This window comes from Gemmatimonadales bacterium (assembly GCA_035502185.1).
GTDB lineage: Bacteria > Gemmatimonadota > Gemmatimonadetes > Gemmatimonadales > JACORV01 > Fen-1245.
Genome location: DATJUT010000046.1, coordinates 20,192 through 37,627, shown reverse-complemented (window position 1 = coordinate 37,627; position 17,436 = coordinate 20,192). Strand labels below are relative to the sequence as shown.

Annotated in this window: 18 protein-coding genes; 3 read left to right on the top strand and 15 right to left on the bottom strand. The window is 73.3% G+C overall.

Translation table 11 applies throughout. From position 1 onward, the window contains the following. Window positions 1–212, bottom strand: a 212-nt coding sequence (locus tag VMF70_06205; GenBank protein HTT67603.1) for a hypothetical protein, incomplete at its 3' end; no start/stop codon positions are given. A gap of 369 nt (window positions 213–581) precedes the next feature. Between VMF70_06205 and VMF70_06200 the strand changes: the two genes are divergently transcribed. Continuing rightward, a complete protein-coding gene (locus VMF70_06200) occupies window positions 582–1,166 on the top strand; it encodes a hypothetical protein (protein HTT67602.1) in 585 nt (194 codons plus the stop codon). 96 nt (window positions 1,167–1,262) lie between these two features. Here the strand turns inward: VMF70_06200 and VMF70_06195 are convergent, their stop codons facing one another. Then, complete coding sequence (locus VMF70_06195; protein HTT67601.1) at window positions 1,263–2,570, bottom strand: di-heme oxidoredictase family protein; 1,308 nt, start codon at window positions 2,568–2,570, stop codon at window positions 1,263–1,265. A 244-nt stretch (window positions 2,571–2,814) separates the two neighbouring features. Here VMF70_06195 and VMF70_06190 point away from each other — a divergent pair, with 244 nt between their 5' ends. Both VMF70_06190 and VMF70_06185 read left to right on the top strand, forming a co-directional pair. After that, window positions 2,815–3,312 (top strand): hypothetical protein, encoded by a 498-nt coding sequence (locus tag VMF70_06190; protein HTT67600.1) that lies wholly within the window; start codon window positions 2,815–2,817, stop codon window positions 3,310–3,312. A 64-nt stretch (window positions 3,313–3,376) separates the two neighbouring features. Then, window positions 3,377–4,195 (top strand): response regulator, encoded by an 819-nt coding sequence (locus tag VMF70_06185; protein ID HTT67599.1) that lies wholly within the window; start codon window positions 3,377–3,379, stop codon window positions 4,193–4,195. Window positions 4,196–4,225: 30 nt separating this feature from the next. Here VMF70_06185 and VMF70_06180 read toward each other — a convergent pair whose 3' ends face one another. The 13 genes from VMF70_06180 to VMF70_06120 all read right to left on the bottom strand — a co-directional run bounded on the left by VMF70_06180 (window position 4,226) and on the right by VMF70_06120 (window position 17,410). Then, window positions 4,226–4,609: a RidA family protein gene (locus VMF70_06180; GenBank protein ID HTT67598.1), complete on the bottom strand. Its 384-nt coding sequence runs from the start codon at window positions 4,607–4,609 to the stop codon at window positions 4,226–4,228. Window positions 4,610–4,658: 49 nt separating this feature from the next. After that, window positions 4,659–5,453: a TatD family hydrolase gene (locus VMF70_06175; protein HTT67597.1), complete on the bottom strand. Its 795-nt coding sequence runs from the start codon at window positions 5,451–5,453 to the stop codon at window positions 4,659–4,661. A gap of 34 nt (window positions 5,454–5,487) precedes the next feature. Further along, on the bottom strand, window positions 5,488–6,501 hold the full coding sequence (gene secF / locus VMF70_06170; GenBank protein ID HTT67596.1) for a protein translocase subunit SecF: 1,014 nt from the start codon (window positions 6,499–6,501) through the stop codon (window positions 5,488–5,490). Continuing rightward, window positions 6,502–8,223 (bottom strand): protein translocase subunit SecD, encoded by a 1,722-nt coding sequence (gene secD / locus VMF70_06165; protein HTT67595.1) that lies wholly within the window; start codon window positions 8,221–8,223, stop codon window positions 6,502–6,504. It lies immediately after the preceding gene. A gap of 26 nt (window positions 8,224–8,249) precedes the next feature. After that, window positions 8,250–9,161, bottom strand: coding sequence for a riboflavin biosynthesis protein RibF (gene ribF, locus VMF70_06160; GenBank protein HTT67594.1), 912 nt, complete (start codon window positions 9,159–9,161; stop codon window positions 8,250–8,252). Window positions 9,162–9,317: 156 nt separating this feature from the next. Continuing rightward, on the bottom strand, window positions 9,318–10,169 hold the full coding sequence (gene truB / locus VMF70_06155) for a tRNA pseudouridine(55) synthase TruB (GenBank protein ID HTT67593.1): 852 nt from the start codon (window positions 10,167–10,169) through the stop codon (window positions 9,318–9,320). An 11-nt stretch (window positions 10,170–10,180) separates the two neighbouring features. Next, window positions 10,181–10,549 (bottom strand): 30S ribosome-binding factor RbfA, encoded by a 369-nt coding sequence (rbfA, locus tag VMF70_06150; protein HTT67592.1) that lies wholly within the window; start codon window positions 10,547–10,549, stop codon window positions 10,181–10,183. Continuing rightward, the gene (locus VMF70_06145; GenBank protein HTT67591.1) at window positions 10,546–10,827 is read right to left on the bottom strand and encodes a DUF503 domain-containing protein; all 282 of its coding nucleotides are present in this window, start codon (window positions 10,825–10,827) and stop codon (window positions 10,546–10,548) included. The genes rbfA and VMF70_06145 overlap by 4 nt, the downstream gene beginning before the upstream one ends. A 4-nt stretch (window positions 10,828–10,831) precedes the next feature. Next, a complete protein-coding gene (gene infB, locus VMF70_06140; GenBank protein ID HTT67590.1) occupies window positions 10,832–13,570 on the bottom strand; it encodes a translation initiation factor IF-2 in 2,739 nt (912 codons plus the stop codon). A gap of 8 nt (window positions 13,571–13,578) precedes the next feature. Further along, window positions 13,579–13,917 (bottom strand): ribosomal L7Ae/L30e/S12e/Gadd45 family protein, encoded by a 339-nt coding sequence (locus VMF70_06135; GenBank protein HTT67589.1) that lies wholly within the window; start codon window positions 13,915–13,917, stop codon window positions 13,579–13,581. Then, window positions 13,914–15,329, bottom strand: coding sequence for a transcription termination factor NusA (gene nusA / locus VMF70_06130; GenBank protein HTT67588.1), 1,416 nt, complete (start codon window positions 15,327–15,329; stop codon window positions 13,914–13,916). The genes VMF70_06135 and nusA overlap by 4 nt, the downstream gene beginning before the upstream one ends. A 19-nt stretch (window positions 15,330–15,348) precedes the next feature. Next, complete coding sequence (rimP, locus tag VMF70_06125; protein ID HTT67587.1) at window positions 15,349–15,822, bottom strand: ribosome maturation factor RimP; 474 nt, start codon at window positions 15,820–15,822, stop codon at window positions 15,349–15,351. A gap of 136 nt (window positions 15,823–15,958) precedes the next feature. After that, complete coding sequence (locus VMF70_06120; GenBank protein ID HTT67586.1) at window positions 15,959–17,410, bottom strand: tetratricopeptide repeat protein; 1,452 nt, start codon at window positions 17,408–17,410, stop codon at window positions 15,959–15,961. Between the last annotated feature and the right edge of the window lie 26 nt (window positions 17,411–17,436).

The window sequence follows — 17,436 nt, the reverse complement described above, 5'->3', positions numbered from 1 at the left end:
TGGTCCTGCTCCGACATCGGCAGGTGGTAGATCGCACGTAGCAACGCGCGCCACGCATCCCAGCTCGCGCCCATGCCGGCCAAGGCCATCAAGTCCAACGGCGAGCCAGTGAACGGCGGCGGCCCGGCCCGTTGCGTCTTGCGCTGGGCCGCGCGCGCCAAGCCCCCGCGCCGCGCTTTCTCGCGCGCGTCCGCCTTGTCGCGGAAGCCCACGCTACACCCCCGCCCCGCTGTCTACGCGGTGTCCATTGACCTCAAAGACATTCAAGGGCCTGAGACGCACGAACGGCCCCCGGGAACGGGGGCCGTTCGTGCTCAATCGTGCCGGTGAGTATCCCTGAGTGTCGCTGAGTCCGCCGGGGGTGGCGTCTTTGAAGACCAGTCAGACCACCAGGCCCGATCCGCCCCCGCGCCGTCGGCCCGACGCGTGCGCCCAACGGCTCGAAGATGCCCCGCCCCCGCAGACCGGTCAACGCTCGACCGGCCCCGGGCCGTTTGACAAGCGGCCGCCCACCGTGTTGAATCCGACGCCTTCCCACGACCACCCTGTCCACGCCAGTCCGTCAGCCCGAGGAGGGATGCATGGCCGCCGTGCCGAGCCTCGAACCCGTACTGAAGGCGCTCGATGAAGGTCGCGTCATCCGCTCGTGGGCCGCCACCGCACTCCGGGTGTCCGCGGTCCTCGCCGTGCTGGGAGGCCTCGTGTGGGCCTACCGGGCCCTGAAGGGCCTCTCCGAGTCCGGCCAGACCGGCGCCGGCGTCCTGCTCGCGCTGCTGATCGTCGTCGCCGTCGCGATGCTCGCCCAGATCCTGTTCTACCGCGCCGGCGTGGTCGGCGGCCTCCCGGATTCGCGGTTCACCGTAGTCCCCATCTTCTCGCAGCTGCTCCGCGCCATCGGCGAGATCTACGCGTCGTTCGCCGCGGTCTTCGGCGTGGGCGGGATGATCTTCCTGTGGGTGACGAAACAGAACCCGCTCGGGATGATCGGCGCCTTCACGATGCTGCTCCCGCACGGCGCCGAGACCGGCGAGGCCTCGTTCATCGGCGGGATCCTGTTCCTGATCCACATGCTCCTGGTGGGCTTCCTGGCGCTGGTGCTCTTCTACGCGGCCGCGGAGGGCAGCGTGGCCCTCGTGACGATCGCGCAGAACACCGAGAAGCGCTGACGCCGCCGGGCACTCCCGACGCAAACCGGCCCCCGCGCGGGGGCCGGTTTGCCTTTGCAGCCCGGGCGTCCGGTCCGGGCTCCCGCCCGGCGGACGCTACAGCGACTTCAGGAACGTGACGATCGCCGCCTGCTCGGCCGGCGTGAGCTCCAGGAAACGATCGGTCACGTCGCTCGCCTCCCGGCGGTGCCGCAGGACGGCCTCGCGCAGCGTGAGCGCGCTCCCGTCGTGCAGGAGGCGCGGCCGGAAGCGGACGCCCCACAGCGGCGCCGTGCGCACCTTGTTGCGGGCGCCCAGCACGCTGTCCATCGAGAACTCCTGCCACTTGTACCGCGCATAGCGCCGGCCGTAGTGCTCCTGCACCGCGATGGCGATGCCGTCGCCGGTCCCGACGTCGTGCAGCAGGAAGTCGCCGAAGGGGTGGAACACCTTGCCGGCGAGCGCACTCGTGACGGTGTCCTTGCCGCCGTTGATGACCGTGCCGGCCGCGGCGGTGAGAATGCTCCGCACGTGGCAGGTGACGCAGCCGATGCTGTCGAACAGCGCGGACCCCCACTTCGCCGTCGAGGTGGCCGCGAGGATGCTGTCGCGCGCCGGCGCCTTGGTGGCGCGCATGAACCGCGCGAACCGGTCGATGTCCGACAGCCCGTCCGGCCCCGGCTTGTCGTTGGGCTCGGCGGCCGTGTTGCAGATGCTGGTGACCTCGTCCGGGTCCAGCGTGTTGGTGATGCCCATCTCGTTGACGTACGCGTCACCCGCGAACGACAGCAGGCTCGCGTGCTGGTCTTTCCACCCGAACCGCCCCACGGCCGTCATCCCCGGCGACTCCACGATCGGGACGAACAGGGCCTGGCCCTGGACCTTGCCGTTGGTCAGGCGACGCTGGTCCCTCGCGATCTGCAGGAGCGTGGCGTCGGACACCGCCTCCACCAGCCCGTCGCCCAGGAGGTTCAGCGAGGCCCGGCGCGTATTGATGGTGTCGACGTCGGGGACGCGCTCCTGGATCTCGCTGTCGGGGAACGCGGCGTTGGGGCAGATGGCGCGGTCGTTCACCAGGGTGCGGCCGTGGATGGTGTCCGCGCCCCGCCCGATCGGGATGTCGGGGTTGCGGAACCGCCCGTCGGGCCCGAGGTGACCGACACGCAGCTCGGTGACCTGGCTCGTCCCGCCCGACTGCGGGTTCTGGTGGCACTCCCGGCACGACTGCGCGTTGTAGATCGGGCCGAGCCCGTCGGCGAGAGCCTCCACCTCGTCGAAGACCGCCAGATCCGCCGCGTGCACCGAATCGCTCACCAGCCCGTTGCTCCGGCCGTCGAAGCCGGCGGCGGCCTCGGGCCCGGCGGGCGTGGGCGGTGGCGGCGGCGGAGCGGGGGGCGACGTCCTGCAGGCGGCCAGGAAAGACACGACAAGAGCCAGGCCCCACGCGTGGTGGGGACGCAACCGGCGAGCCATGGGAAGCCTCCGGACCTAGGGGTCGAGATACGATAACGACGGCGGCACGCGGCCGTCCGCCTGCCGCCCGATGGCGCCGCGGCAGGCCGTCCACCCGCCCGCCACCCGGGCGGCGGGCGACGAGAGGGAACTGTTTCTCTCGGGAAACCGGGCGCCGCCATTTGCGCCGCGCGGTCCCAGCGCGTAGGGTGGGGCCGTGCTCGCGGCGGCCACGCCGGCTGCGGCGAGCGCGCAGGCCCTGATCGCACCGCGCGCCTTCGCGCGCAAGGAGAAGATCGCAATGCTCGTTCGAGCCCTTGGAATCGCGCTGATCGTCGTCCCCGGCCTCGCCGCCCTGCCCCGCGCCGCCGAACGCTCCGGTGCGCCGCAGTCGCCCTTCGGCGACGTGACCGTGACGGTGACGCCGATGAAGTACAAGGGGGCGTGCCCCGTCCGCGTGCACTTCTTCGGGAAGGTCGGCGTCACCGTCCACCCGATGGTGTTCAACTACCACTTCGAGCGAAGCGACGGCGCCAAGGGCCAGGTCAAGGTGATCCGCGTGACCAACCCGAACGCCCAGACCATCGGCGTGCATGACTGGTGGCAGCTCGGCACCGCCGGCCAGCACCTCCAGGTGTGGGAGAAGCTGTACGTCGCCTCGGGGAACACGCGCATCGAGTCGCCGCAGGCGGACGTCGAAATCACCTGTCGGTAGGCCGGGAGGCGCGGCGCGCCGCTTTGCGTTCCGGGCCCAGCCGTGCCATTGTACGTGTGAACCGATGCCCCAACAGACTGATCATCGCCCGGCGAGCGAGGTAACGCAGCCGCCCCGGCAGGCGGAGCGTCGCAGGCTGTGGGACCGCCGCTCGCCGACGCCCCGCCGGTCCGACCCGGACCGGCGGCACGGGGAGCGGCGCGCCTCGTCCGCGCGCGCCGCTGCGGAGCGCCGGGCCGGACCCGACCGGCGCCAGGCCGACCGCCGCGACGCCCCCGAGCGGCGCGGCACCGCGGCTCGGCGCCGCGACGCCCATCGGGGCGCCACGCCGATCCCGTTCACGGCCCAGGAGGCGGTCAGCCTCCGCGCCGCGTTCTCGGCGCGGGGTCCGGTCGACTGCCCCGCGTGCGGCGGGAACTTCACCCTCGGCCCCTCCCGCCGCACCGACGCCGGCACGGAGCGGCTGGTGCTGTGCACCCGCTGTGGCCGCGCGGCCGTGATGCGCGACGCGCCCGCCGCCCGGGTCCTCGTCGTCTCGAGCGTCGCCCCGCTGCGCAACCTGCTCCACGACATGCTGGCGAGCGCCGGCCACGAGGTGATCGAGGTGGACGACGCGGGGGTCGGCCTTCGCGCCTACGAGGCGCTGCCGGCCGACGTGGTGCTCCTCGACGTGGTGGCGACCGGTCGCGTGCCGGCCTCCGAGTTCCTGCGGCGGCTGCGCGCCGGCGCCGCCGGCGCGCGCGTCGTCGCGCTGGCGGGCCGGCCGTCCTATTCCGGTGTGGATCCGCTGGAAGTGGTGAGCGGGCTGGGCGTGCTGCCCACGCTCCGGGTGCCGATCTCGCGGGAATCGCTGCTCGGGGTCGTCCAGGACGTCCGCGCCTAGGCGGTCCGCCGCCGGCGCCCCGCAGCGCCGCTACAGCTGCGCGATGACGTCGATCTCCACCAGCACGTTCTTGGGCAGGGTCCGCACCGCCACGGTGGAGCGCGCGGGTCGGTGGTCGCCGAACGCCTGCGCGTACACCTCGTTCATCCCGGCGAAGTCGTCCATGTCGGCCAGGAATACGGTGGTCTTCACCACGTGGCGGAAGCTGCTGCCGGCCTCCTCCAGCACGGCCGCGATGTTCTGGAGCACCCGCTCGGTCTGCGCGCGCACGTCGCCCTCGACCACCTGCATGGTGGCCGGATCGAGCGGGATCTGCCCCGAGGCGAAGAGGAACCCGCCGGCCACCACCGCCTGGCTGTAGGGGCCGATCGCCTGCGGCGCATGCCGCGTGCCGATGCTCCTGATGTCGCTCATCGAGCCGCTCCCGGTTCGTCAGCTCCGGGCGGGCCGCCCGCCCGCCGCCTCATCCCAAGCTACCCAGACCGAAGAGACGTCGCGCGTTGGCCGCCGTCAACTCGGCCAGCCGCTCCGGCACGGTGCCCCTGAGCGCCGCGAGCCGGGCGGCGGTGGCCGCCACGTAGGCGGGCTCGTTCCGCCCGCCGCGATGCGGCACCGGTGCCAGGTACGGCGCGTCGGTCTCGACCAGCAGCCGTTCGTCGGGCACCTCCGCCACGGCCCACGCCTGATCCCAGTTCCGGAAGGTGATCATCCCGCTGAAGGACACCATCAGGCCGCGCGCTAGCGCGGCCTCGAGCACGGGGCGCCCGGCGCTGAAGCAGTGCAGGACGCCTGCGAGCCCCTCCGGCGCCTCGCCGACGAGTCGAGCGGTGTCCTCGTCCGCCTCCCGCGAGTGCACGATCACGGGCTTGCCGAGGCGGGCCGCCTGGGCCAGGTGCCAGGTGAACGCCGCCCGCTGGGCCTCGCGCGGCGAGCGGTCGTAGTGGTAGTCGAGCCCGGTCTCCCCCACGGCCGCGACGCGCGAATCGGCCAGCAGCCGCTCGAGCGCGGCGGCCGCCGCGGGGTCGAAGTCGGCGGCGTGGTGGGGATGGAGACCGGCAGTCGGCACGAGCCGCGGCGCGCCGGCCGTGGCGGCAGGATGCTCCGCGGCCAGCGCGAGGCAGCGCTCCGACGCCTCGACCGTGTCCGCCACGCAGACGACCGCCTCGAGACCCTCCGCGCGCGCGCGCGCCAGGACCTCGAGGCGGTCCCCGTCGAAGGCGGGGTCGGCCAGGTGGCAGTGCGAGTCGATCAGCCGCACGCGCCCGCCGTCGCGGCCGTGACGCGCGGGCCGGCTACGGCTTGGCCGCCGCCTCGCGCGGCGGCTCGGGCGAGGGCACCGCGACCGCCCTCCCGCCGCCGGCCGCCGCCACCCGCGCCCGGACGCCCCGCGCCTCCTTGCCCGGCCAGCGGTGCTCGATGGCGAGCAGCACCGGCGAGGCGATGTAGATCGACGAGAAGGTCCCGGTGAAGATGCCGAAGGTCATCACCCAGGCGAACGGACGGATGACCTCGCCCGCGAAGATCAGCAGCGCGAGCGTGGTGGCCATGGTGGTGCCGTGGGTCAGCACGCTCCGGGGCAGCGTCTCGTTGATGCTCCGGTTGAGGATGCCCGCGAGGTCGTCGCGCTTGTACTTGTGCAGGTTCTCGCGCACCCGGTCGAAGATGATGATGGTGTCGTTGAGCGAGTAGCCGACCACGGTGAGGATGGCCGCCACCACCACCAGCGACACCTCGAGGTTCATGTAGCGGATGAACGCCAGGGTCGTCAGGATGTCGTGCGCCGTGGCCAGCGTGGCGGCGACGCCGAACCGGAACTCGAACCGGAACGCCAGGTAGACCAGGGTCGCGAGGAACGACAGCAGGATGGCGATGAAGGCCTTCTGCCGCAGCTCGCCGCCCACCTTGGGGCCCACGGCCTCCCCGCGATCGCTCCGGAAGCTCTCGGCGCCGAAGGACCGGGACAGCGCCGTGTCCACGATCGACGCCGTCCGCTCCGCCTGCTGCTGGTCCACCGCCGCCGTCGGCGAGAGCCGGGTGCGGATGGTGAAGTCCTGCGGCGTGCCGAACTGCTGGATCTCCGCGTTGTGCAGGCCGCCCTTGTCGAGCGCGGCGCGGATCGCCCCGGCGCTCGAGGGCTGCGCCATGTGCACCTGCACGAGCGTGCCGCCCGTGAACTCGATGCTGTAGTTGAGGCCGCCGGCCAGGATCCAGATCAGGCCCGGGATGATGATGGCCGCGGTGAGCCCGTAGGCGAAGTGCCGGAGCCCGATGAAATCGTAGTTGGCGTGCGCGAAGAATCTGGTCATTTAGATGCTCAGGGTCTGGAGCCCCGGCCGGCGCTCCAGGTAGATCATGTAGAAGGTGCGCGTCACGTAGATCGCGGTGATCATCGACGCGATGATGCCCAGGATCAGCGTGGCCGCGAAGCCGCGGACCGGACCCGTTCCGAACTGGAACAGGAACGCCGCGGTCAGGATGGTGGACACGTTGGAGTCCACGATGGCGTTCATCGCCATCTTGTAGCCCGCGTCGATGGCCAGCCGGACCGACTTGCCCAGCGCCAGCTCCTCGCGGATGCGCTCGAAGATCAGCACGTTGGCGTCCACCGCGATGCCCACCGACAGCACGAAGCCCGCGACGCCCGGCAGGGTCAGCGTGGCGCCGAGCGCCGACAGGCCGCCCACGGTGAGCAGCGTGTACAGGATCAGCGCCGCGACGGCCAGCGATCCGGCGAGCCGGTAGTAGCCGATCATGATGACGATGACGAGGCCGACGCCGACGACCGCCGCGACCGTGGCGTCGTGGATCGAGTCCCGGCCGAGCGACGGCCCCACCGAGCGCTCCTCGACGATCTGGAGCGGCGCCGGCAGCGCGCCGGCCTTCAGCACCAGGGCGAGGTCCTGCGCGTCCTGCAGGCTCGCGTTGCCCAGCTCGATCTGGCCGTGGGTGGCGATCTGGCCGCGGATCACCGGCGGCTGGCTCTGCACCAGGTTGTCCAGCACGATCGCCATGTTGTGGCCGATGTTCTTGCCCGTCTCCCGCTCGAACACCCGCCCGCCGATGCGCGACAGGGTGAAGTTCACCACCGCCTGGTTGGTGAGCGGGTCGAGCTGGGCCCGCGCGTCGGTCAGCTCCTGGCCCGTGATGATCGGCTTCTCGGCCAGGGCGTACAGGCCGAGGTAGCCCCGCGCCGCCCGCGACAGCGCCTGCGCGCTCCACCGCATCACGATGCCCCGCGGCAGCAGGTGCATCGAGTCCACGTGCTCCAGCATCGCCGAGACGATGGCCACCTTCTCCTGCGGCACCATGAACTCGCCCGGCATCTGGCCCTCGAACAGGAGCCGCGACAGCACGCCCGCGGTGTCGGAGGAGCCGGCGCCCGGGATGCCCCCGGCCTTCGCCGTGTCGCGCCCGCGCGCGCGGCCCGTGTCGGGTGCCGCGCCCCCTCCCCCCAGGATCCGCTCGACCGACGGTGCCGCGGCGGGCGTCGCCCCCGGCGGCGCCGCCGCGCGGTGCGCCGACTCCGCGACCGCGAGGCCGATGCTGCGCTCGGTCACGCCCGCGGCCGCGAGGGCGTGGTCCATCGCCGGCAGCGCCCGGCGGAACAGGCCCTCGATGTCGGTCATCTCGAACTGCAGGAACGCCGACCGCTGCACGATCGCCTTGGCGCGCGCCGGATCCTTGAGGCCGGGCAGGTCCACGATGATGCGGCTGGTGCCGAGCTTCTGGACCAGCGGCTCGGCCACGCCGAACTCGTCGATCCGGGTGCGGATCACCTTGAGCGCACGGTCGAGGGCGTCAGTCGGATTGGCGACCTTGCCCTTGCTCTGGTCGAGCTCGAGGCCGAGGTGGATGCCGCCCTGGAGGTCCAGGCCCTCCTTGAGGGCGACCTTCCGCTCGGTCGTGTCGTGCATCAGCCCGTCGCTGCCGCGGGTGCGGATCTTCACGTCCCGGGGCCAGAGGCTGAACACGGCGATCGCGGCGAGGAGACCGATGACGATCAGGCGAGCGCGAATCGAATCAAGCATGTGAGGCCCGTGGAAAGAGGCAAACGTCAGAGGTTAACGGCGCCGTCCGGCTCAGTCAACGCACGGAGCGCGTCGGCGCGGTCGCGCTCCAGCTGGTCCCGCAGCGCCCCGGGCGAGGGGAAGGCCTTCACGTCGCGCAGGCGCCGCACGAACTCGACCGTGACCGTCTCGCCCACCAGGTCGCCCTCGAAGTCGAACAGGTGCGCCTCCAGGATCCGCTCCGCCTCGGCGAAGGTGGGCCGCGGCCCCAGGTTCAACATCGCTCCGCGCCGCTCCCCACGCCACGCGACCTGCGCCGCGTACACCCCGTCCGGAGGCAGCAGCTTCTTGGGATCGGGCGGCGCCAGGTTCACGGTGGGCGTCCCGAGCCCCCGCCCCCGCCCCGCCCCGCGCATCACCACCCCCGTCACCCCGTACCAGCGACCCAAGCCGCGCCGCGCCGTGGCGAGGTCGCCGCCCGCGACCGCCCGCCGGATCAGCGTCGAGGACACCGGCCGGCCGTCCACCGCGACCGCCGGCACCACGTCCACCGCGAAGCCGTCCTCCCGGCCGATGCGGCGCAACAGCTCCACGCCGCCCGCCCGGCCGCGCCCGAACCCGTGGTCGTAACCGATCACCAGCTCCGCCAGCGCGAAGCGGCGCTCCAGCTCCTCCCGCACGAACCGTTCCGGCGGCAGCTGCGCCAGCGCCGCCGTGAAGGGCAGGAACACCACGTGGTCCACCGGCGACTGCGCCAGCACGGCCCGCTTCTCGTCCGCCGTGGTCAGCAGGCGCGGCGCGGCCCGCGGGTTCACCACCTCCAGCGGGTGCGGCTCGAACGTGACCAGCACGCTCCGGCCTCCCGAGGCGGCGGCCCGCCGCGCGATCTCCGCGAGCACCGCCTGGTGACCGAGGTGCACGCCGTCGAACGTGCCCACCGTCAGCACGTCGCCGCTCACGAGGTGGTCGCCTCCGAGCGCCCGAGGGCCGTCGTGCGGGCGGCGCGAAGAACGCTCGGGGAGCGAGGGCCGTCCCTCACGGCGCGGTCGCCTCCGAGCGCCCGAGGGCCATCGTGCGGGCGGCGCGAAGAACGCTCGGGGAGCGAGGGCGGTCCCTCACGGCGCCAGCACCACCAGCGGCGCGTAGCGGCCCTCGTGCCACTCGGCCACGGCCAGGAGCCGGCCGTCGCCGAATACCGCCACCGGGCCGTCGAGCTTCCGGACCTCCTCGATCTTCCGCCCGTGGGTGATGGCCTCCGCGGGGCCCGCGCCGACCTCGAGGACCGGCAGGTGCCGCACCGCGTCGGCGAGCGGGAGCAGCGCCGGCACGCCCTGCGTCAGCGCCGCCAGCGGCACCGCGTCCTCCACCCGCCACGGCCCGATCGACAGCCGCCGCAGCGCCGCCAGGTGCGCGCGCGAGCCCAGCTCGCGCCCCACGTCCCTCGCGATCGCACGCACGTAGGTGCCCGACCCGCACTCGACGTCCACCGCCACCTCGCCCGCGTCGCGGTCGAGCGGCCCGCACCCCAGCACCTCGATCCGCACCGGCACCGCCGCCAGCTCCACCGCCTCACCCCGCCGCGCCCGGCGGTAGGCCCGCTCGCCGGCGACCTTCTTGGCCGAGACCTGCGGCGGCACCTGGGTCGGCCGCGCGGCCACGCGCTGGAGGGCCGCGGCGACGTCGGCGTCGCTCCGGCCGCGCCACCCGTCGTCCCGCTCCCCGGGCTCACCGGCCGCGTCGTCGGTGGACGTCTCGCACCCGAAGCGGATGGTCCCCCGGTAGCGCTTGGGGAGGAGCGCCACGAACCGCGCCAGCCGCGTCGCGCGTCCCGCCAGCACGACCAGCAGCCCCGTGGCCGCCGGGTCGAGCGTGCCCGCGTGCCCCACGCGCCGCTCGCCCAGGGCGCGGCGGGCGGCGGCCACCACGTCGTGCGACGTCGGGCCCGCGGGCTTGTCCACGAGGAGCAGGCCGTCGGTCGTCAGGCGTGCTCGTCCCCGGCCGCGCGCAGCTGCGCCAGCAGCGCGTCGATGCGCGAGGCGCGCTCCGACTCCCGGTCGAGCTCGAAGACGACCTCGGGCACCGTCCTCAGCCGCAGCCGCTCGCCGATGGCGTGGCGCATCGCGCCGGCGGCGTGGGTCAGGGCGCGGCGGCTGCGCTCTTTCGCCTCCTCGTCGCCGTGCGCCATCACCCGCACCACTGCCCGCTTGAGGTCGGCCGTCACCTTCACGCCCGTCACCGTCACCAGCCCGATGCGCGGGTCCCGCGCCTCGGCGGTGAGGAACTCGGCGACGGCCTCGCGGATCGCTTCGGCCACGCGCTGCGGGCGGCGCCCGGGGGTGCGGTTCATGCGAACGAGATCTCGGTGGAGACGATGTACGCCAGGGGCTCGCCGGCGATCAGCCGGTCGCAGGAGCCGAGCACTTCCTCGGCGTGCCGCCGGTCGGTGGTGACCACGCTGCAGGCCAGGGCGGCGCGCTGCCAGGCGTCCTGGTGGTCCACCTCGGCGGCCGAGACGTTGAACTGCCGGTGCAGGCGGTCCTTCAGGCTCTTCACGATCCGCCGCTTGTCCTTGAGCGACTGGCAGCCGGCCAGCGTCAGCTCCCACGACCGGACGGCGACGACCACGGGCCTACTCGACCCGGGCCGTTCCCGCCGTCTCGAGGCTGCGCGCCACGCTCTCGATGCGGAACGCCTCGATCACGTCCCCGACCTTGAGGTCGTTGAAGTTCTCGATGCCGATGCCGCACTCCAGCCCGTCCTTGACTTCCTTCACGTCGTCCTTGAAGCGGCGCAGCGACGAGAAACCGCCGGTGTAGACCACCACGGCGTCGCGGATCACCCGCGCCTTGGTGCCCCGCTGGATCATCCCGTTCCGGACGTAGCAGCCGGCGATCGTCCCGACGCCCGAGATCTTGAACAGCTGGCGCACTTCCGCCTCGCCCACCACCACTTCCTTCTGCTCCGGCTTGAGCAGGCCTTCCAGCGCCGCCTTCACGTCGTCCACCGCCTCGTAGATGATGCGGTAGGCGCGGATGTCCACGTGCTCCTTCTCGGCCGCGCTGCGCGCGTTCGAGTCGGGCCGCACGTGGAAGCCGATGATGATGGCCTGGGCCGCCTTGGCCAGGAGCACGTCGGACTCGTTGATGGCCCCGACGCCGCGGTGCACCACCTCGACCTTGACCTCCGCCGTCGAAAGCTGCGACAGCGCGTCGGCCAGGGCCTCGGCCGGTCCGCCCTGGTCCGCCTTGATGATGATGCGGAGCGCGGCCCCGGCCGCCTCGTCCTTCTTCTGGAAGAACTCCTCCAGCGACACCCCGGCCCGGCTGCCGCGCCGGTGCTGCGCTTCGCGGTCCAGCCGCTGCCGCTTCTGCGCCGTCTCGCGCGCCTGGCCGCTGTCCGCCACCACGGCGAACGAGTCGCCGGCCTCCGGGACCCCCTGGAAGCCGAGCACCTGCACCGGCGTGGCGGGGCCCGCCTCCTTCACCAGATTGCCGCGCTCGTCGAACATCGCGCGCACCACGCCCGAGTACATGCCGCAGATGAAGGCGTCGCCGACCCTCAGGCTGCCCGCCGTCACCAGCACGGTGGCGAGCGGCCCCTTGCCCGGATCGAGGGAGGCCTCCAGCACGGTGCCCGCGGCGGGCTTGTCCGGGTTGGCCTTGAGGTCCAGCAGATCGGACTGGAGCAGGATCTGCTCCAGCAGCTTGTCCACGTTGGTGCCCTTCTTGGCGGAGATCGGCGTGGCCAGCGTCTGGCCGCCGAAGTCCTCGAGGACCACCCCCTGCTGCAGCAGGTCGCGCTTGACCTTGTCCACGTTGGCCGTGGGCAGGTCGATCTTGTTGATCGCCACCACCAGCGGGACGCCGGCGTTCTTGGCGTGGCTGATCGCCTCGATGGTCTGCGGCATCACCTGGTCGTCCGCCGCCACCACCAGCACCACCAGGTCGGTGACCTGCGCGCCGCGGGCGCGCATCGCGGTGAAGGCCTGGTGCCCCGGGGTGTCGAGGAACGTGACCCGGCGGCCGTTCGGCAGCAGCACGTTGTACGCGCCGATGTGCTGCGTGATGCCGCCCGCCTCGCCCGCGATGACGTTGGTCTTGCGGATGAAGTCGAGCAGCGACGTCTTGCCGTGGTCCACGTGGCCCATCACGGTCACGATCGGCGGCCGCGGGTGGAGGGTCTCCTCCGGCTCCGGCGCCTGCTCGACCGCGGCGGCGGCGGCGTACTCCTCCTCGCGCACCGCCTGGAAGCCGTACTCCGAGCAGATCAGCTCGATCTGGTCGAAGTCCAGCCGCTGGTTGACGGTGACCATCATCCCCAGCTCCTTGAAGGCGAAGGCGACGATCTGCGACGCCGGCACCTTCAGGATCTCCGCCAGCTCGGCCACCGAGATGAACTCGTTGACCCGGACGAGGGTCTTCTCCTTCTCCTTCTCCTCGGCGACGCGCTGCGCCTCGAGGTCCCGGAAGCTCGGCTCGTCGTCGCGGCGCCGCACGCCCTTCCGCGCCGGCCCGCGGATCGTGGCCAGGGTGCGCGCCACGTTCTCGGCCACCGCCTCCTGGTCCACCGTCCACTTCTTGCCCTTCTTCCGCTTCTTCTTGTCGCGGCGCCGGTCCTCGATGACGCCGCCCGGCGCGGCCGACGCGACGGGGCGCGGCGGCGGCGCGCCGGCGCCGGGGACGGCCGACGCCACGGGCTTCGGCCGGGCCGAGATGGGACGGCCCACCGGGGTCGGGATGTGCCCCATGCGCTCGCGCGGGGGCGCGCCCGACGGCGGCGCCGCACCCGCCCCGGCGCTCACGGTCACCGGCACCGCCGGCGGAACGAAGGCGGACGGCGGCGCGGCCTCGACCGGCGCCGTGCCGGCCGGCGCCGAGGGCGCGGCGGCGGCCGGCATGAACAGCTCGGCCGGCCCCTCCTCTTCCTCTTCGGGCGCTTCGGGCGGCGCCAGCTCGGGCGGGAACAGCTCCGAGACGTGCAGGGCCGGCTCTTCCGCCACTTCCTCGACGAACAGCGTGCCCACCTCGGGCTCGCGGGCGGCGGCCTCCGCCGCGGCCTGCGCGGCGGCCTCGGCCTCCTGCGCGGCGACCTCGGCCGCGGTGCGGCGGCGGCGCTTCTGGCGCGGCTCCTCCGCGGCCTTCGGCGCGGGCGCCTCGACGGCCTTGGCCTTCGCCGGGGCCCGGCGGCGGCCCTTCGCCGGCGCGGGCTGCTTCTCCTTCCGCTTCTCCCGCTCCCACCGCGTGCGCACCCGCGCGACCTTGTCTTCCTCCAGGGCGCTCAGGTGGCTCCGGACGAAGATGTCCATCTCGCGGAGCAACTTGATCAGCTCGTCGCTGGCGATGCCGAACTCGGCGGCCAGATCGTGCACCCGCAGACTCATTTGCCGACTCTCTCCCCTCGGTCATCCACCTTCAGATACGCCTTCAGCCCCCGCGCCAGCTGCCGGTCGAGCACGGCGACCCCGTGCACCGGCGGGTGGCCCAGCGCCTTGCCGAGCGCGTCGGCATCCGGCCCGATCAGCACCGTCACGGCCCGGTGTCCGGCCAGCGACTCGAGCCGCTCGCGCGCCCGCGCGCTGGCGTCGTTCGGCAACACCACCGCCTCCGCCACGCCCCGCCGCAGCGCTTCCCGCGCGGCGTCCACCCCGATCGCCAGGCGGCGCGCCCGCGCGCCGAGCCCCAGCAGGCCGAGGGCGGTCCGCGCCGCGTCGGTCACTCCGACGGCGGCGCGTCGGGCGACGCCGGCGCCTCGGGCTCCGGCGCGCCACCGGTCTCCGCCGGCGCCTCCTGCGGCGCGGCTTCGGCGCTCGCGGCCGAGCCCGACTCGTCGGTCGTGGTCAGCTCGTCGATCAGCGCCAGCAGCCGGTCGGCCATCTCCGGCGCCATGCCCGGGATCGCCCGCACTTCCTCCGGCTCGAGGTCGAGGATGTCGGAGAAGGTGCGGTAGCCGGCACCGTCCAGCACGGCCAGCAGGTCTTGCGTGATCCCGCCCAGCTCGGCCAACGGCACCGACGCGACGTCCTCGCCCTCCTCCGTCGGCGCCGGCGGCAGCGGGGCGAACAGCGGCCGCTCGCCGCCGCGCTCCAGCCACTCGCGGCTCGAGTAGAGGTCGATCTTCCAGCCCGTGAGCTCCGAGGCGAGCCGGACGTTCTGCCCGTTCCGGCCGATCGCCAGACTCAGCTGGTCCTCGTCCACGATCGCCTGGATCGTCTTGGTCTCGGGATCGGAGAACACGCGCGCCACCCGGGCCGGCGCCAGGGCCAGCCGGGCGAACCGCTCGGGGTCGGGACTCCACGGCACGATGTCGATCCGCTCGCCGCCCAGCTCGTTCACCACCGCCTGCACCCGGCTGCCCTTCAGGCCCACGCAGGCGCCCACCGGGTCGATGCCGTCGTCGCGGCTGAACACCGCGATCTTGGTGCGGCTGCCCACCTCGCGGGCGGTGGCCCGGATGTCCACGATGCCCTGCTGGATCTCCGGCACCTCCAGCTTGAACAGCGCCTTCACGAACAGCGGATCGCCGCGCGACAGGATGAGGCGCGGGCCTTTCGGCGTCTCCTCGAGCTTCTTGAGGACCGCGCGGATCGTGTCGCCCTGGTGGAAATGCTCGCGGTGGTTCTGCTCGCGGTAGGGGATGATCGCCTCCGCCTCGCGGAACTTGTTCAGCATCACCACGATCTTGCCGCGCTCGATCTGCTGCACCTCGCCCGACAGCAGCTCGCCCACGCGATCCGCGAACTCCTCGCGGATCCGGGCCCGCTCCCCCTCCCGCACCCGCTGGATGATGCGCTGCTTGGCCGCCTGCACCGCGTTGCGCCCGAACTCCGCGAAGTCGACGTCCTCCTCGAGCACGTCGCCGACCTGGAAGTCCGGATCGTTCCAGCGGGCCTCCTCCAGGGAGACCTGGCGGCTCGGGTCCTCCACCGCCTCCACCACCTCGCGCAGCACGGTGATGCGGATCTGCCCCGACATGTCGTCGAGGCCGATGTCGGCCCGCACGTTGGGGCCGTACTTCTTGGTCAGCGCCGCCAGCACGCCGTCGCGAATCAGGTCCCGCAGCTCGTTGCGGTCGAGCTGCTTCAGCGAGGCGAGCTCCTTGAACGCCGACAGGACTTCGGTGCCGCTCATGTCATGTGCTCCACGCGCGCTACCATTCGAACGCCAGGCGCGCCTCTTTGATCTCCGCCAGCTTCAGCGTGCGCCGCACGCCGCCGGGAAACTCCAGCACCACGCTCGACCCGTCCGGCCCGTCGATCACCTCGAGGGCCCTCACCTGGAACCGCCCGTTCAGGGCCGGCACCAGGATCTCGACGCCGTGACCCAGGAACCGCCGCCACTCGTCCGGCCGCCGGAGCGGCCGCTCGAGCCCCGGGGACGACACCTCCAGCACGTACCGCCCTTCCCCGACGCCCTCGGCGTCAAGCCACGGCTCGAGCGCGCGGCTCACTTCCGCACACTCGCCCACCGTGATCCCGCGGGCCGCTCCCGCGTCGGGCCGGTCGATCCGGAGCTGGATGAGCGGCCGCCGACGGGCGCCGCCCACCCGGCACTCGACGACCTCGAAGCCCAGCGCAGCGACCCGTTCGGCCAGGGCGCGTTGGAGGTCGGATGGCAGCAACACGGATACCCCAGGAAACAAAAAATGTGGGGCAACAACCCCACATCCGAGAAAGCGAGCCGCGCCCCCACGACCCGCGCTACGACGCCGGAAAGCTAGACCCCGCCTGGACCGCCGTCAAGGCGAGCCGGCCGCGGGGCTACGGGGCCACCAGCGCCAGGAACCTCGGGTCCCGCCGGACGCCGTCGAACGCCGGCTCGTCGCGCAGGTGCAGCTGGAAATGCGCGTCGCGCCGCGGCCGGTAGCGCTCCAGCCACCAGAACGCGCGGGCTGTGTCGCCGACGGCAAGATAGGCGTCGCCGAGCGCCGCGGCGAGGTGCACACCCGGCCGCACGGAGTCGGCCGCCGCCTCGGCGGCGCGGACGTAGGCGCGCGCGCCGGCGGTGTCGCCCCGCACCACCAGCACGCGCGCCAGCTCCATCAGGCCGGGCCGGTCCTGCGTCGAGAGCAGCAACCGGTCGGCGGCCTCGAACTGGGCCTGCGCCTCGTCGAGCCGGCCGCGCCACAGCGCCACCTGCCCGCTCTGGGCGCGGGCCAGCATGTAGGTCGGGTCGGCCGCGACGGCGCGGGCACACCAGGCGGCCGCCGAGTCGAACTGGCGACTCACGAAGAGCGCGAACCCGAGGTAGGTGAGCTTCTCCGCGTCCCCCGGATCCAGGGCGACCGCGCGATGGTACGCCGCCACGGCCGCCGCGTGCTGGTTCGTCTCCAGGAGGTTCATCGCGAGCCGCTGCCACGCGTCGGCGTCCAGCGAATCCGCGGCGAGTATCGCGCGGTAGGCACGGATCGAGGCCGTGCGATCCGTGGGATCCACGCGCTGGCCGATCTCGGCCTGGAGCAGCCGCACCCGGCGGTCCGACGGCGCGAGCTCCGCGGCGCGCTCGGTCGCGGCCAGCGCGACCGCCAGCGTGCTCTCGGCGCTCAACCCCGCGATCCGGAATCGCCAGACCATGGCCCAGTCGAGCGCGTCGGCGAGGCCGGCCCAGGCGAGCGCCGACATCGAGTCGCGGGCGATCGCCTCCCGCGCGAGGCCGAGGGCCCGGGTCATCGCGGGCTCGGTCCGCCGGGACACGAGGTATCGCACCCGCATGACGAGGTCGTAGCTGCCCGGATCGGCCTGCGCCGCAGCGGGGCCCGGCGTCGTCCGGATGCCGATCGCGCGCAGCGCATCGGTCGCCAGAGCGAGCCCGAGAGCGGGCAGATCGCGCGGCGCCCGCCCCAGCCGCGTCGTCCAGACGATGCGGCCCGTGCGCGCGCGCTCGAGGCGGCACCGGACGACCACGCCCTCGCCGGCGCGCCGCGCACTGCCCGCGAGCACGTAGTCGGCCGACGCGCGGCTGGCGCGCGGACCCACGACCACGACCGCGTGGGAGGCGAGGAGCGCCGCCTGCACGTCCGCCGCGATCCCGCTCGCGATGTAGGCGTACGCGCTGTCCTCCGGCTGGAGATCCAGCACCTGGATGCGCGGCAGCGCGGCGCGTCCGGGGCCGCACGGCGCCGGCGTGCCGTCGGGACACTGGGCGGCGGCCGCGCGCGCGACGACCAGCGCCGCGACCGCGGCGAGGAGGAAGCCGATGTTCGGGTGGGACACAGCGGCCAATATAGGCCCGGCCCCGG